The 13,500-nt window shown below is 64.6% G+C and carries 12 protein-coding genes; 7 read left to right on the forward strand and 5 right to left on the reverse strand.

Going from position 1 to position 13,500, the window contains the following annotated elements:
• Positions 1-2 precede the first annotated feature (2 nt).
• From OC450_RS06205 to OC450_RS06220, 4 genes are all read left to right on the forward strand, one after another.
• Positions 3-1,733 (forward strand): cation:proton antiporter, encoded by a 1,731-nt coding sequence (locus OC450_RS06205; protein WP_211382489.1) that lies wholly within the window; start codon positions 3-5, stop codon positions 1,731-1,733.
• A 192-nt stretch (positions 1,734-1,925) separates the two neighbouring features.
• Entirely contained in the window at positions 1,926-3,002 is a 1,077-nt protein-coding gene (ribB, locus tag OC450_RS06210) for a 3,4-dihydroxy-2-butanone-4-phosphate synthase (RefSeq protein WP_211382490.1), read from the forward strand.
• Positions 3,003-3,137: 135 nt separating this feature from the next.
• Positions 3,138-4,352 carry an acyl-CoA dehydrogenase gene (locus tag OC450_RS06215; RefSeq protein WP_135177394.1) on the forward strand — a complete coding sequence of 405 codons (1,215 nt, stop codon included), beginning with the start codon at positions 3,138-3,140 and terminating at the stop codon, positions 4,350-4,352.
• A 165-nt stretch (positions 4,353-4,517) separates the two neighbouring features.
• Positions 4,518-5,441 carry an MBL fold metallo-hydrolase gene (locus OC450_RS06220; protein WP_211382491.1) on the forward strand — a complete coding sequence of 308 codons (924 nt, stop codon included), beginning with the start codon at positions 4,518-4,520 and terminating at the stop codon, positions 5,439-5,441.
• A 7-nt stretch (positions 5,442-5,448) separates the two neighbouring features.
• On the opposite strand, the gene OC450_RS06225 is transcribed toward OC450_RS06220, so the two are convergent.
• On the reverse strand, positions 5,449-6,303 hold the full coding sequence (locus OC450_RS06225; RefSeq protein ID WP_211382492.1) for a DUF1499 domain-containing protein: 855 nt from the start codon (positions 6,301-6,303) through the stop codon (positions 5,449-5,451).
• Positions 6,304-6,511: 208 nt separating this feature from the next.
• On the reverse strand, positions 6,512-8,140 hold the full coding sequence (locus tag OC450_RS06230) for a fatty-acid--CoA ligase (protein WP_211382493.1): 1,629 nt from the start codon (positions 8,138-8,140) through the stop codon (positions 6,512-6,514).
• Between the two features lie 64 nt (positions 8,141-8,204).
• Here OC450_RS06230 and OC450_RS06235 point away from each other — a divergent pair, with 64 nt between their 5' ends.
• Complete coding sequence (locus tag OC450_RS06235) at positions 8,205-9,317, forward strand: extensin family protein (protein ID WP_211382494.1); 1,113 nt, start codon at positions 8,205-8,207, stop codon at positions 9,315-9,317.
• A 37-nt stretch (positions 9,318-9,354) separates the two neighbouring features.
• On the opposite strand, the gene OC450_RS06240 is transcribed toward OC450_RS06235, so the two are convergent.
• Positions 9,355-10,038, reverse strand: coding sequence for a L,D-transpeptidase (locus OC450_RS06240; protein WP_211382495.1), 684 nt, complete (start codon positions 10,036-10,038; stop codon positions 9,355-9,357).
• 338 nt (positions 10,039-10,376) lie between these two features.
• Here OC450_RS06240 and OC450_RS06245 point away from each other — a divergent pair, with 338 nt between their 5' ends.
• Both OC450_RS06245 and OC450_RS06250 read left to right on the forward strand, forming a co-directional pair.
• Positions 10,377-11,354: a magnesium transporter CorA family protein gene (locus tag OC450_RS06245; protein ID WP_262047465.1), complete on the forward strand. Its 978-nt coding sequence runs from the start codon at positions 10,377-10,379 to the stop codon at positions 11,352-11,354.
• A 207-nt stretch (positions 11,355-11,561) separates the two neighbouring features.
• Positions 11,562-11,780 (forward strand): hypothetical protein, encoded by a 219-nt coding sequence (locus tag OC450_RS06250; RefSeq protein WP_211382497.1) that lies wholly within the window; start codon positions 11,562-11,564, stop codon positions 11,778-11,780.
• 206 nt (positions 11,781-11,986) lie between these two features.
• Here OC450_RS06250 and OC450_RS06255 read toward each other — a convergent pair whose 3' ends face one another.
• Positions 11,987-12,739 (reverse strand): SDR family NAD(P)-dependent oxidoreductase, encoded by a 753-nt coding sequence (locus OC450_RS06255; protein WP_211383509.1) that lies wholly within the window; start codon positions 12,737-12,739, stop codon positions 11,987-11,989.
• 26 nt (positions 12,740-12,765) lie between these two features.
• Positions 12,766-13,407: a pyridoxamine 5'-phosphate oxidase gene (pdxH, locus tag OC450_RS06260; protein ID WP_262047466.1), complete on the reverse strand. Its 642-nt coding sequence runs from the start codon at positions 13,405-13,407 to the stop codon at positions 12,766-12,768.
• Positions 13,408-13,500: the final 93 nt, after the last annotated feature.

Consider the following 13,500-nt stretch of genomic DNA (forward strand, 5'->3'; position numbering starts at 1 on the left):
GCATGCACGAGCTCATTCGCGACATCACTCTCTGTATTCTGTTTGCCTGGATGCTGGGCTTGCTCGCCCATTTCTCCCGGCAGCCGCTGATCCTGGCCTATCTTATCGCCGGCTTCTGCATTGGTCCATTCGGCGCCGGCTGGGTCAAGTCGCAGGAATCGATCAGCGTCATCTCCGAGCTCGGCCTGATCTTCATGCTGTTCATGATCGGCCTGGAGATCGACCTGAAGAAGATCGTGCGGGCCGGAAAGGTGATCCTGTTCGCGGCGGGCGGCCAGCTCCTCGGCGGCTGCCTGCTCGGGGTGCTGTTCTTCGCCGGCATCGGTCTGTCGCTCGGCGGGGGGCAGTTCGACGCGGTCTATCTCTGCGTCGCCTGCGCGCTGTCGAGCACGGTCATCATCGTCAAGGTGCTGTACGAGAAGCGCGAGCTCGATACGCTGCCCGGCCGTATCACGCTCGGCGTACTGGTGCTCCAGGACATCTTCGCCATTCTCTTCCTGGCGGTGCAGCCGAGCCTTGCCAATCTCGAGATCAGCGTCATCCTGCTCTCGATCGCCCGGGTCGCGGTGCTGGTGGCCGCCGCGCTGTTGGTCAGCCGCTACGTGCTGCCGCGCCTGTTTCACCAGATCGCCCGCCGCCCCGAACTGATCCTGCTCGGCGCGCTCGCCTGGTGCTTCCTGGTCGCCGAGACGGCCGAGCGGCTGTCGCTGTCGCGCGAGATGGGCGCCCTGATCGCCGGCGTCTCGCTCTCGACCTTTCCCTATGCGCTCGACGTCACCGCCAAGGTCACGACGCTGCGCGACTTCTTCATCACGCTGTTCTTCGTCGCGCTCGGCATGACCATTCCCGTGCCAGGCCTCTCCGTGATCGGACTTGCCTTGATGATCGCGGCGTTCACGGTGCTGAGCCGCCTCGTCACCACCTTCGCCCCGCTCTATCTGATGAAGCAGGGCCTGCGCGCCAGCCTGTTGCCGGCCCTGAACCTCGCGCAGATATCCGAGTTCTCGCTGGTGGTGATCCAGACCGGCGTTGCCGACAACCACATCGCAGCCGAGACGGCGAATGCGGCCTCCTTCGCCTTCGTGGTGCTGGCCGTGCTCTCGACCTTCGTGATGACCCGCAGTGACGAGATCACCCGCTGGGCGATCGGCCCCTTGAAGCGCATCGGTCTGAAGGACCTCGACGACGGCCACGCGCACGGTGAGGACGGCCACGAGGGCGGCCACGGCGAGGCCCGCCGGATCGTCATCCTCGGCTTTTTCCGTGCGGCGAGCGCGCTGCTGGCCGAGATCGAACGGCAAGCACCGGTGCTGCTCGAGCAGATCACCGTGATCGACTTCAATCCCAATGTGTTCCAGACGCTGCTTTCGCGCGGCCTGCACGTGATCTATGGCGACATCAGCAGCGCCGACACGCTGCTCCATGCCGGCGTCGGCAAGTCCGAGATGATCATCCTCAGCGTGCCGGATGCGCTTCTGAAGGGCGCCAGCAACGAGAAGCTGGTCCGCCACGTCCGCACCCTCAACCCGACCGCCATGATCGTTGCCACCGCCGATCTCTTGTCGGATGTGGACGAACTCTACGCGGCCGGCGCCAGCTACGTCACCGTGACCCGGCTCAGCGACGCCCATGAGTTGTTCACGGTGATCGAGGCGGCCCAGGCCGGCCTGCTGGCCGACAAGCGCGCCGAGCTCGATCAGCGGCTCGGCGAGCGGCGCGAAGTGCTGCCCTGACGGTGTCCGGCGGCCTTCCTCCCGGGCTATTTGCTCCCAAATCCCTGGTATCTTCGGTGCAAGCCTTCAGCGGTGCACGCCTGAAACCCTCTGACCGGGTCGCCATCGGGCATATGCGGTTGCGTCCAGGACACTAGCGCCCCGGCCCAAGTCCGGCTAAGCCTCCGGGCCATAACCGATAGAGATTGGGAAATGCCCGATAGCGTTCAGGAAGTCTTGCAGGCCTTTGCCCGGGGTGAGCTCGTGGTCGTCACTGACGACGAGGACCGCGAGGGCGAGGGCGATCTGATCGTCGCCGCGTCGCTCTGCACCGCCGAGAAGATGGCGTTCATCATCCGCCACACCTCCGGCATCGTCTGCGCCCCTGTGACCACCGAGGACGCGCGCCGGCTGCGGCTCGATCCGATGGTCGCCCACAACGATTCCGCGCACACCACCGCGTTCACGGTCTCGATCGACTACAAGCCCGACGGCGGCACCGGTATCTCCGCCGAGGAGCGCGCCTCGTGCTGCCGCGCGCTGTCCAATCCCAATGCCGGCGCCAACGACTTCGCCCGTCCCGGCCACATCTTCCCGTTGATCGCCAAGGACGGTGGCGTGCTCCTGCGCTCCGGCCATACCGAGGCCGCGGTCGACCTGTGCAAGCTCTCCGGCCTGCCGCCGGTCGGCGTCATCAGCGAGCTGATGAACGACGACGGCAGCGTGATGAAGGGCGAGCAGGTCGCCCGCTTCGCCGCCCAGCACAAGCTCAAGCACGTCACCATCGCCGACATGATCGCCTACCGCCAGGCGCGCGAGAAGCTGATCGAGCGGGTGGCGACCTTCGTCACCGAGAGCCCGATCGGCCCGCTGCAGGGCTATGCCTACCGTTCGCCGTTCGATTCCATCGCCCACGTCGCCTTCGTCTATAACGGCGTCGGAGACGGCAAGAACGTGCTGACGCGCTTCCACAAGCCCAACATCGTCAAGGACACGTTTACCGGCCACAAGCGCATGGCGGCGGTGCTCGAGCAATTCAAGAAATCCGGCCGTGGCGTGCTGGTTTACCTGCGCGACGGCGCAGCCGGCGTCCCCGTGGCGCCGCTGCCCGATGAGAGCGCGACCGAGGCCGACCGCAACCGCCAGTGGCGCGAGGTCGGTGTGGGCGCGCAGATCCTGCGCGATCTCGGCGTCACCTCGATCCGGCATCTCACCTCATCGGTGCACGACTACAAGGGCCTGTCGGGCTTCGGCATCGAGATCGTCGCCAACGAGCAGCTCGAAAGCTAGCGCTGTCATGCTCCGGCGCGACCTGCGTCCCCGGGATTCACGCAGACCCATACATCTGCAACGCAATTGCACTTGTTGCCGCGGCGCTTTACTTTGTCGGGCAAATTTCGACGGAACCAGACGAAAGGACGTTTCATGAGCGTGCGCCCTCAGGCCAAGGACAAGCCGGCTGCGGCTTCTTTTCAATGGGACGATCCGTTCCTGCTCGACGAGCAGCTCACCGAAGACGAGCGCATGGTGCGCGACACCGCTCGCGCCTATGCCCAGGACAAGCTGATGCCGCGCGTCGCCAAGGCCTATCTCGAAGAGACGACCGATCGCGAGATCTTCAACGAGATGGGTGAGCTCGGCCTGATCGGCATCACCCTGCCTGAGGAGTATGGCTGCGCCAATGCGAGCTACGTCGCCTATGGCCTCGTCGCGCGCGAGATCGAGCGGGTCGATTCCGGCTATCGTTCGATGAACTCGGTGCAGTCCTCGCTGGTGATGTACCCGATCTACGCCTATGGCGACGAGAACCAGCGCAAGAAGTACCTGCCCAAGCTCGCCAGCGGCGAATGGGTCGGCTGCTTCGGCCTGACCGAGCCTGACGCCGGCTCCGATCCGGCCGGCATGAAAACCCGCGCTGAGAAGGTTTCCGACGGCTATCGCCTGACCGGCAGCAAGATGTGGATCTCGAATGCGCCGATCGCCGACGTGTTCGTGGTCTGGGCCAAATCGGCCGCCCACGACAACCAGATCCGCGGCTTCGTGCTGGAGAAGGGCATGAAGGGCCTGTCCGCGCCGAAGATCGGCGGCAAGCTCAGCTTGCGCGCCTCCATCACCGGCGAAGTCGTGATGGACGGCGTCGTGGTCCCCGAGGACGCGCTGCTGCCCAACGTCTCCGGCCTCAAGGGTCCGTTCGGCTGCCTCAACCGCGCCCGCTACGGCATCTCCTGGGGCGCGCTCGGCGCGGCCGAGGACTGCATGCACCGCGCCCGCCAGTACACGCTCGATCGCAAGCAGTTCGGCAAGCCGCTCGCCGCGACCCAGCTCGTGCAGAAGAAGCTCGCCGACATGGAGACCGAGATCGCGCTGGGGCTCCAGGGCTCGCTTCGCGTCGGCCGCCTGATGGACGAGGGCAAGTTCGCCCCGGAGATGATCTCGATCATGAAGCGCAACAATTGCGGCAAGGCGCTCGACATCGCCCGCGTCGCGCGCGACATGCACGGCGGCAACGGCATCTCGATCGAATACCACGTGATGCGCCACGTCCATAATCTCGAGACGGTCAACACCTATGAGGGCACCCACGACGTCCACGCCCTGATCCTGGGCCGCGCGATAACGGGTATTCAGGCGTTTTTCTGATTGCTCAGCTGTCATCGCCCGCCTTGTGCGCAGTTGCGCACCGGAGCGGGCGATCCAGCATCCCAGAGACCTCGCCTTCGCCACCGGCGCCGCGGCGTAATGGATACCCCGCCTTCGCGGGGGGTATGACGGCGAGGGGTGGGACCGTAGTGCACAGGAAGTCCCATGTCCGACAACGACGACGTCCCGTTCAACCGCAACTTTCCACTCAAAGCCGGAAGCGTCGAGGAAGTCCGACCCGGCGTGCGGCGCGTGCTCTGTAACAATCCGAGCCCGTTCACCTTCACCGGCACGGTCAGCTACATCGTAGGCCAGGGCAACGTCGCGATCATCGATCCCGGTCCGAACGACGAGGCGCATGCCGCGGCGCTGCTCGATGCCGTGCGCGGCGAGACGGTGAGCCATATCTTCGTCACCCACACCCACCGCGACCATTCGCCGAACACCGCGCGGATCAAGCAGGCGACCGGCGCGCCGGTTTATGCCGAAGGCCCGCACCGCGCCTCGCGCCCGCGCTTCGAGAGCGAGAAGCACAATCCGGAATCCGGCGTCGACCGCGACTTCGCGCCCGATATCAGGATCGCCGATGGCGACGTCGTTGAAGGCGACGGCTGGCGTCTGGAGGCCGTGGCAACGCCCGGCCACACCGCCAACCATCTTGCATTCGCCTGGCCCGAGCGAAAGTTCAACTTCGTCGGCGATCACGTGATGGGCTGGTCGACTTCGATCGTGGCGCCTCCCGACGGCTCGATGATCGACTACATGGCCTCGCTCGACCGCCTGGCCGCACGCGAGGAGGATCTGTATTTCTCCGGCCACGGCCCCGAGATCCCGGACGGGCCGCGTTTCGTGCGCTTCCTGATCCGTCACCGCAAAGCGCGCGAATCCTCGATCCTGCATCGCCTTGCCAAGGGTGAGACCGACATCCCGACCATGGTCCGCGCGATCTATATCGGCATCGATCCCAGGCTGACGACCGCCGCCGGCTATTCCGTGCTGGCGCATCTGGAGGATCTCGTCGCCCGCGGCGTGGTGGCGACGGATGGCGATCCCGTGATTGGCGGGACGTACCGGATGGCGAACGCCTAGCTCACGGTCACTTCTTGACCGTCTTCGCCGGCGCCTTCGGCGGGATCACCGGCGTCTTCTTCACCGGCTTGAGCGCGTCGGCATCGGCTGCGGTGTTGAGATCGTCGATGAATTTTTTCACGCGCGCGGCGTTGCTGCCGAGGTCGCTCTCGAAATAGCGCGAGGCGGAGCGGATATCGACGCGGGAATCGTCGCCGTCGGGCACGACGCGGATCGCGATGTCCTCGCGGAATCCCATGATCGGCGAGCGCGCCACCGCCTCGATGCGGCCGATGCGGCGCGGCGGCTGCGGCGCGCGCTCGTCGATGACAAGCCATTTGCGCTTGTTGACGAGCTGAAGTGCGATCGCATAGGCGCGGTCGACGGAAATCTCGAGCTCAATCGGCTCGATATCAGGATAGAACTGGCGCTGCTGCTCGGCCGAATAGAGGCCGGCATAGACGGCCGTGTTGGTGCCGTCGCCGGTACGCAGACGCGCCAGCGCATCGAACCGCGGCGGGTCGATCGGGTCCGTGGTGATGTCGTGGATCGCCGGCAGCTTGCGGTATTGCAGGCCGAGATAAGCGGGATAGCCGAGGATCGCTGCGTCGATAAGGAAGGCAAGCAGGATGCGCGCCATGCCGCGCGAGCCGTTCTGCCAGATTGCGGCAAAACCGGCGAGCCCGAACAGGATCGAGAGCGCGGCGATCCCAAGCCCGCCGAAGAAGGTCGCCAGCGCCGGCTTCATCTCCAGGAAGCCGAAGCGGAGGATGAGGATCGAGACCACCACCGCCACGACTGCGAACACGGCCAGATTGCGCGCCCAACTTGCGAGGCTGGACACGGGCTCCGACTGATAGGGAGCGGAAAACCTGCGGGCCATCGGGTGAGCTCTGCCGAAGTCTTGGGGCGCGGTGCCGGCCGATCTGGCGCGACGATGGGCCGTTGAGACCACGCCCCGGCCGTAAATTCAAGCGTTCCGCAGGCGTCCGGACCGTCATGGCCGGGCTTGGCCCGGCCTTCCACGCCTTTCTGCAGCCGAGACGCGGATGCCCGGGACGAGCCCGGGCATGGCGCCTGTGACGGTCTACCTATGCCGCCGCGTTGGGAAAGCGATAATCCTTGAACTGGTCGCGCAGCGCCGTCTTCAGAATCTTGCCGGTGGCGGTGTGCGGGATGCCGTCGACGAAGGCGACGTCGTCCGGCATCCACCATTTGGCGATCTTGCCGTCCATGAACTTCAGGATGTCCTCGCGGCTGGCCTGCTGGCCCTGCTTGAGCTGCACGATCAGGAGCGGCCGCTCGTCCCATTTGGGATGGAACACGCCGATCACGGCGGCCTCCGCCACGGCGGGGTGGCCGACCGCGAGGTTTTCGAGGTCGATCGAGGAAATCCACTCGCCGCCGGACTTGATGACGTCCTTGGAGCGGTCGGTGATCCGCATGTAGCCGGCCTCGTCGATGGTCGAGACGTCGCCGGTGTCGAAGAAGCCGTCCTCGTCGAGAATGTTGGTGTCAACGCGGTAATAGGCCTTGGCGACGGCCGGGCCGGAGACCTTGAGACGGCCAAAGGTCTTGCCGTCCCACGGCAGCTCCTTGCCGGCATCGTCGGTGATTTTCATCTCCACCGCGAACGGCGCGTAGCCCTGCATCTGCAGCACGTCCAGCCGCGCCTCGCCGGTGGCATTCTGGAACGGCGGCTTCAGCGCCGCCACGCTGCCGATCGGGCTCATCTCGGTCATGCCCCAGGCGTGGCGCACGTTCGCGCCCATGTCGAGGAAGGCCTTGATCATCGAGCGCGGCATCGCCGAGCCGCCGCAGATCACCATCTTCAGGTCCGGCAGCTTCAGATTGTTGGCGGTCATGTGCTGGAGCAGCATCAGCCACACCGTCGGAACGCCGGCGGTGTGCGTCACCTTCTCGGTCGAGAGCAGCTCATAGACCGAGGCGCCGTCGAGCTTGGCGCCGGGCATCACCAGCTTGGTGCCCTGCGACGGCGCGGAGAAGGCGATGCCCCAGCTGTTGGCGTGGAACAGCGGCACCACCGGCAGCATGGTCTCGGAGGCGCTGGTGCCGAGCGCGTCGACATTGTTCGCCATCAGCGCGTGCAGCACGTTGGAGCGATGCGAATACAGCACGCCCTTCGGATCGCCCGTGGTGCCGGACGTGTAGCACATCGCGGCTGCCGTGTTCTCGTCAAAATCCTTCCATTTGAATTGGCCGTCGGCCTCCGCAATCCAGTCCTCGTAGGCGACCACATTCTTCAGCGTCGTCTGCGGCATGTGCGCCTTGTCGGTGAGCACGACGTAGCGTTCCACGCTTCCCAGCTTGTCGGCGATCTTCTCAAGGACCGGAACGAAGGTGATGTCGGTCATCACGATGCGGTCCTGCGCATGGTTGATGATCCAGGCGATCTGCTCGGGGAAAAGGCGGGGATTGACGGTATGGCAGATGGCGCCGATCCCCATGATGCCGTACCACGCCTCGAGATGGCGCCAGGTGTTCCAGGCGATCGTTGCGACACGGTCGCCGAGCTTGATGCCGTCGCGCTCCAGCATCTGCGAGACCTTGAGCGCGCGCTTGTGGATGTCGCCATAGGTGGTGCGATGGATCGGCCCCTCGACCGATCGCGTGACGACCTCCTGCTTGCCATGAATCCTGGCGGCGTGTTCGATGATACGGTGGCAGAGCAGGGGCCAATCTTGCATCAAACCAAGCATTCCGTCGTTCCTCCGAGAATTCGCTGGGCGGTTGTCGCTCTCAGCGCTGGGCCAAAGAATTGTCATGAGTTTTAGCCTGCCGGACTTTCGCCGCAAATGGTCTTGTCGCGGCTATATGTCCGCCGGCGCGGCAATGGTTACCGTCGCGCTGGGGCTGTCGCTCGTGCTCGCCGAGAGGGCGGAGGCGCGAAAATATGCTGGTCCGCTGGATATCTTCGGTCTTGGTACACCACGGCCGCGCGCGACGCATCATTCCGCCAAGATCCCGCTACCGAAACCGCGCCCTGAGGAAGCCCCCAAAGCATCGGACGAGGCCGCGCCGGAGGCCGAAGGCAAGCCTTCCCCGGACAGGCCTTCCCCGGACAAGCCTTCTCCCGACAGGCCGAACGCCAGCAAGCCCGCCGAGGCCGCGGCGCCGCCCGAGAAGCAGGTCTCGGCCTGCCGCCTTGCGCTGACCGAGGACATCGCAGTCGCGCCCTCGATCCCGGATATCCGCGGTCCAGGCGCCTGCGGCGGCGAGGATCTGGTGCGGCTGGAGGCCATCGTGCTGCCGGACAAGCGCAAGGTGGCGGTCAAGCCGGCGGCGATTCTCCGCTGCACCATGGCGTCAGCGATCGCCGATTGGGTGCGCAAGGACATGGTGCCGCTGGCCGCGAGCCTCGGCTCGACCATCAGCGATCTCGACAATTTCGACAGCTTCGAGTGCCGAGGCCGCAACCGCGTCGCCGGTGCGATACTGTCCGAGCACGGCAAGGCCAACGCCATCGACGTCCGCGCCATCAAGCTCGTCAACGGGCAGTCGATCGGCCTGACCGACCGCACCTTGTCGCGCGACGTGCGCGAGCGCGTGCTGCATTCGGTCTGCTCGCGTTTTACGACCGTGCTCGGCCCCGGCTCGGACTGGTACCACGAGGATCACATCCATCTCGATCTGGCCCAGCGGCGCAACGACTACCGGATCTGCCAGTGGAACGTCTGGGACCCCCTGCCGCAGGTCGCCCCGCTGCTGCCGGCGGAACGGCCGGAAGAGGCCCCGCCGCGCGAGGTCGCGGCCAAGGCGGACGGCAAATCCGAGGCTGCCAAAGACCAGGCGGATGAGGCCGAAGAGCCCGAGAAGCCCGCGCCTCCCGCACCGAACCCGGCATCCAAGAAGCCCGCAACAAAAAAGCGCCGGTAAAACCGGCGCTTTTGCAATTCAGGAGATCGGGAGACGATCAGTATTGGCTCGTTTGGCTGGCGCCGCCCTGCAGCGCTAGCCGCGAGTTGTACGGGGAGTCACCGTGCTTCGGCTCGAGCACGACCACGATCGTGCCGACCTTGACGCGGCTATAGAGGTCGATTGCGTCCTCGTTGGTCAGGCGGATGCAGCCCGACGAGATCGAGGCGCCGATATATTCCGGCTGGTTGGTGCCGTGAATGCGGAACAGCGTGTCCTTGCCGCCCGAGTAGAGATACATGGCGCGCGAGCCCATCGGATTGTCCGGACCGGGCGCGACGAAGGTGGGCACGCCCAGGCGCGAAATCTCGCCGGGGGTCGGGTGCCAGGCCGGCCACTCGGTCATGCTGCCGACCTTGGCAATGCCGGACCAGGCCATTGCCTCTTCGCCGACGGTAATGCCGTAACGGATCGCCTTGCCGCCATCCATCACGTAGTAGAGATAGTGATTGTCGGAATCGACCACGATCGAGCCCGGCGCTTCCTTGCGATGGTAATCGACGATAGCGCGGCGGAACGGCTCAGCGACCGGGGTGTTCTCGTACCGAACCTTGGCAAGGAGTTCCTTGTCCTTCGGCTTGAAGGCCTTGGTGTCGGTCGCCTCAAAATGCGTGGCCTGCATGCAGCCCGACAGCATCAGGCCAGCGGCCAAAATACCCAGCATAACTTTCAGCGACGACATGATCTGATTCCAATCGAAAACAACAAGCTTTCGCGGGGCTTGAGCCAAGCCCAAATTCCACGATTCCGTTGACCCCCATTATCGTTGAAATCTGCCACAATTCCAGCGTTTCGGACCTTCTCCCGCACTGCGAGCCCCTAGCTGTGGCTTTTTTGCCGCAAGTTTTGCACCCCAGAGCTCGCTTTTGGACAAAGGATGCCGAACTGTCGATTCCATGCCACGGTCGGGCCACGGCGCCGCCACAAATGCAAACGCTCCGTTAATGTGCTTGTCATCATGAACTTGTCAGAATCGCGCTAAGGGCTGTCATTCTGTCGCAGGCCCTGCTGGAGTTGTGCATGTTTTCTGTGTTTCTTCCCTCCGAGGGCTCCCTCAAGAAGGCGGTCGTCGACGATCTCGCGGCACTACCGGAGGCGGCGGTCTGGATCGACCTGGTCAATCCGACCGCGGCCGAGGACAAGGCCGTTGAGCGGCTCGCGGGTATCGCGATCCCGACCCGGGAAGACATGCAGGAGATCGAGATCTCCAGCCGCCTCTATATCGAGAACAGCGCGCGCTACATGACTGCGACGCTGATGTGCCACTCCGATACCGACATGCCCCGGACCACGGCGGTAACCTTCATTCTGGGCGACCATCGGCTGGTGACGGTGCGCTACGATCTGCCGAAGCCCTTCGCCCTGGTCGAGGCCAAGCTTGCCCGTTCGTGCGTGCCCACGATCACCGGCGAGATGGTGCTGGTGGAACTGCTGGACGCCGTGATCGACCGCTGCGCCGACATTCTGGAGAAATGCGGCGCCGACATCGACCAGGTCAGCCACGACATCTTCGAGCCCGAGAGCGAGCGCCACGGCCACGCCAAGCAATATTCCCAGATCCTGATCTCGATCGGCCGCAAGGGCGATCTCACCTCGAAGGTCCGCGAGAGCCTGGTGTCGATCGGCCGCGTCGTCACGTTCCTGTCCGCGGTGGTGGAGGGCGTGAAATGGTCGAAGGACATGCGCGAGCAGCTCAAGACCATGCAGCGCGACGTCGCCTCGCTGACCGACCACGCCTCCTATCTCTCCAGCAAGATCACCTTTGTGCTCGACGCCATGCTCGGCGTCGTCAATCTCGAGCAGAACAACATCATCAAGCTGTTTTCGGTCATGGCCGTCGTCCTGATGCCGCCGACGCTGATTGCCTCGATCTACGGCATGAACTTCAAGGCGATGCCGGAACTCGAGTGGGCGCACGGCTATCCGTTTGCGCTGGTGCTGATGCTGATCGCGGCGATCGTCCCGTACTGGATCTTCAAGTGGAAGAAGTGGCTCTGATCTCGTAGCCCTCTCGGGAGATAGCTACCGAGACCTTACGCCGGTCGTAGAGACACGGTGCTTGGTGTCGCAGAATAGAGCGGGATTGAGGCCGTGCGGTGATGTGTGCGCAGTGCCCCAATTCCTCTCGTAAAATTTGAGCAGTGGGCTGAACGTTTGCGCGAAACTTGTCTGCGATAAGCAGTGGGTTAGCCGCGAGGAACAGCCATGGTTGAAAAACACATAACGTCGCTCCGCAACGTCATTGATCTGGCGAACTATCGTCAGGTCCTGGCGAGCGGCAAGGCGGCGTCGATGTCGGCACGCATGTGCCGGCACTGTGGTGCTCCGCTGCTCGACGGTGAGAATGACGACGACTGCTCGACTGCATTTAATGCCGCAGCTCCCCGGCTGCGCGATCGGTCGCGTCGGATTCGAATCGACTGAGCAACGGAAAGAAGGGCGGGCGATCCAGGTCTTGCGGCGGCGTTGTCTGGATCGCCTTGCTTCCCTGAGCACTTCCAATTCTCTCATTGCGAGGAGCGACTTGTCTGCCGTAACTCGAGGAGCGAAGGCGGCAGCGACGAAGCGATCCAGACCGTCTCCGTGGAGGCAGTCTGGATTGCTTCGCTTTCGCTCGCAATGACGCGCACCTACACGTGCTGGCCGCCGTTGATGTGGATCTCGGCGCCGTTGACGTACGAACTGGTGTCCGTGCACAGCACGTAGATGATCTTGGCGACCTCGTCGGGCGTACCGAGGCGGTGCATCGGGATCTGCTGCTCGACGATCTTCTCAGTGCCCGGCGACAGGATCGAGGTGTCGATCTCGCCCGGCGCGATCGCGTTGACGCGCACGCCGACCCGGCCGAAATCCGAGGCCATCTCGCGCGTCAGGGATGCCAGCGCGGCTTTGGAGGTCGCATAGGCCGCGCCTGCGAAGGGATGCACCCGCGAGCCCGCGATCGAGGTGACGTTCACGACCGAGCCCTTGGCCGCCTTCAATTCCTCGATCAGCCCCCGCGCCATCATGATCGGCGCGAAGAAGTTGACGTTGAACACGTGCGTCCAGGTATCGAGATCGGTGTCGACCGAGCCGAGCCTTGAGCCTCCAGGGCCCTTTGGCGAGATCGCGGCGTTGTTGACGAGCGCATGGAGCATGCCGCCTTCGAGGCGGTCGCGGATGTCGGAGATCGCACGCGTGGTATCGGCGGGGGTGGCAAGGTCGACCTGGATGTGATCCTCGGGGCCTGCGTCCCACGGGCAATCCTCCGGGAACGGATGCCGCGAGCAGGTGATGACGCGCCAGCCCGCCGACGAGAAGCGGATCACGGTGGCGTGGCCGATGCCGCGGCTCGCTCCGGTCAGGAGCAGCGTGCGGCGCGGCGCATTGGACGAATGCGGCATGGACATCTTTCAGATCGGCCAAAGCTCTAGGGATACATCCGCGTCTTGGACCACGGCTCGCCGGCCGCGTCACGGCGAAATTCGATGCGGTCGTGCAGGCGAAATGGGCGGTCGTGCCAGAACTCGATGCGCGCCGGCGTGATGCGCCAGCCGCTCCAGCCCGGCGGACGCGGCACCTCGCCGATGACGTGCTTGGCCGCGACCTTGGCGATGGCCTGCTCGAAGGCGAAGCGGCTTTCCAGCTCCTGCGACTGCTTGCTCGCCCAGGCGCCGATCTGCGCCTGCTTGGGGCGGGTCGCAAAATAGGCGTCGGCCTCGGCGTCGGTCACCGGCGTCACGTTGCCGCGGATGCGGACCTGACGGCGCAGCGACTTCCAGTGAAAAAGTAACGCCGCCTTAGGATTTGCGGCGAGTTCGCGGCCCTTCTGGCTCGCGATGTGGCTGTAGAAGACGAAACCATCGGTATCGAAGCCCTTCATCAGCACCATTCGCGCGTCCGGAAGCCCTTCCGGGTCGACGGTTGCGAGCGCCATCGCGTTCGGATCGTTCGGCTCGTTCTTGATGGCCTCGTTCAGCCAGGCCTCGAACAGCGCAAACGGCTCGTCGGCGGCGGTGAAATCACCGGATGTTAAGGGTGTCTGGTGTTTCATCGAAGTCGTGTCGGTCATGTCTGGAGTCCGAGTTGCGTCCTGCGGCCCAAAACGCGTTGTTGTCCGCTTCCGCCCTATATAGGGCATGGGGACGCGTTGGCCTATCGGCGA

Source organism: Bradyrhizobium sp. Bra78, from assembly GCF_024519855.1.
Classification (GTDB): Bacteria; Pseudomonadota; Alphaproteobacteria; order Rhizobiales; family Xanthobacteraceae; genus Bradyrhizobium; species Bradyrhizobium japonicum_G.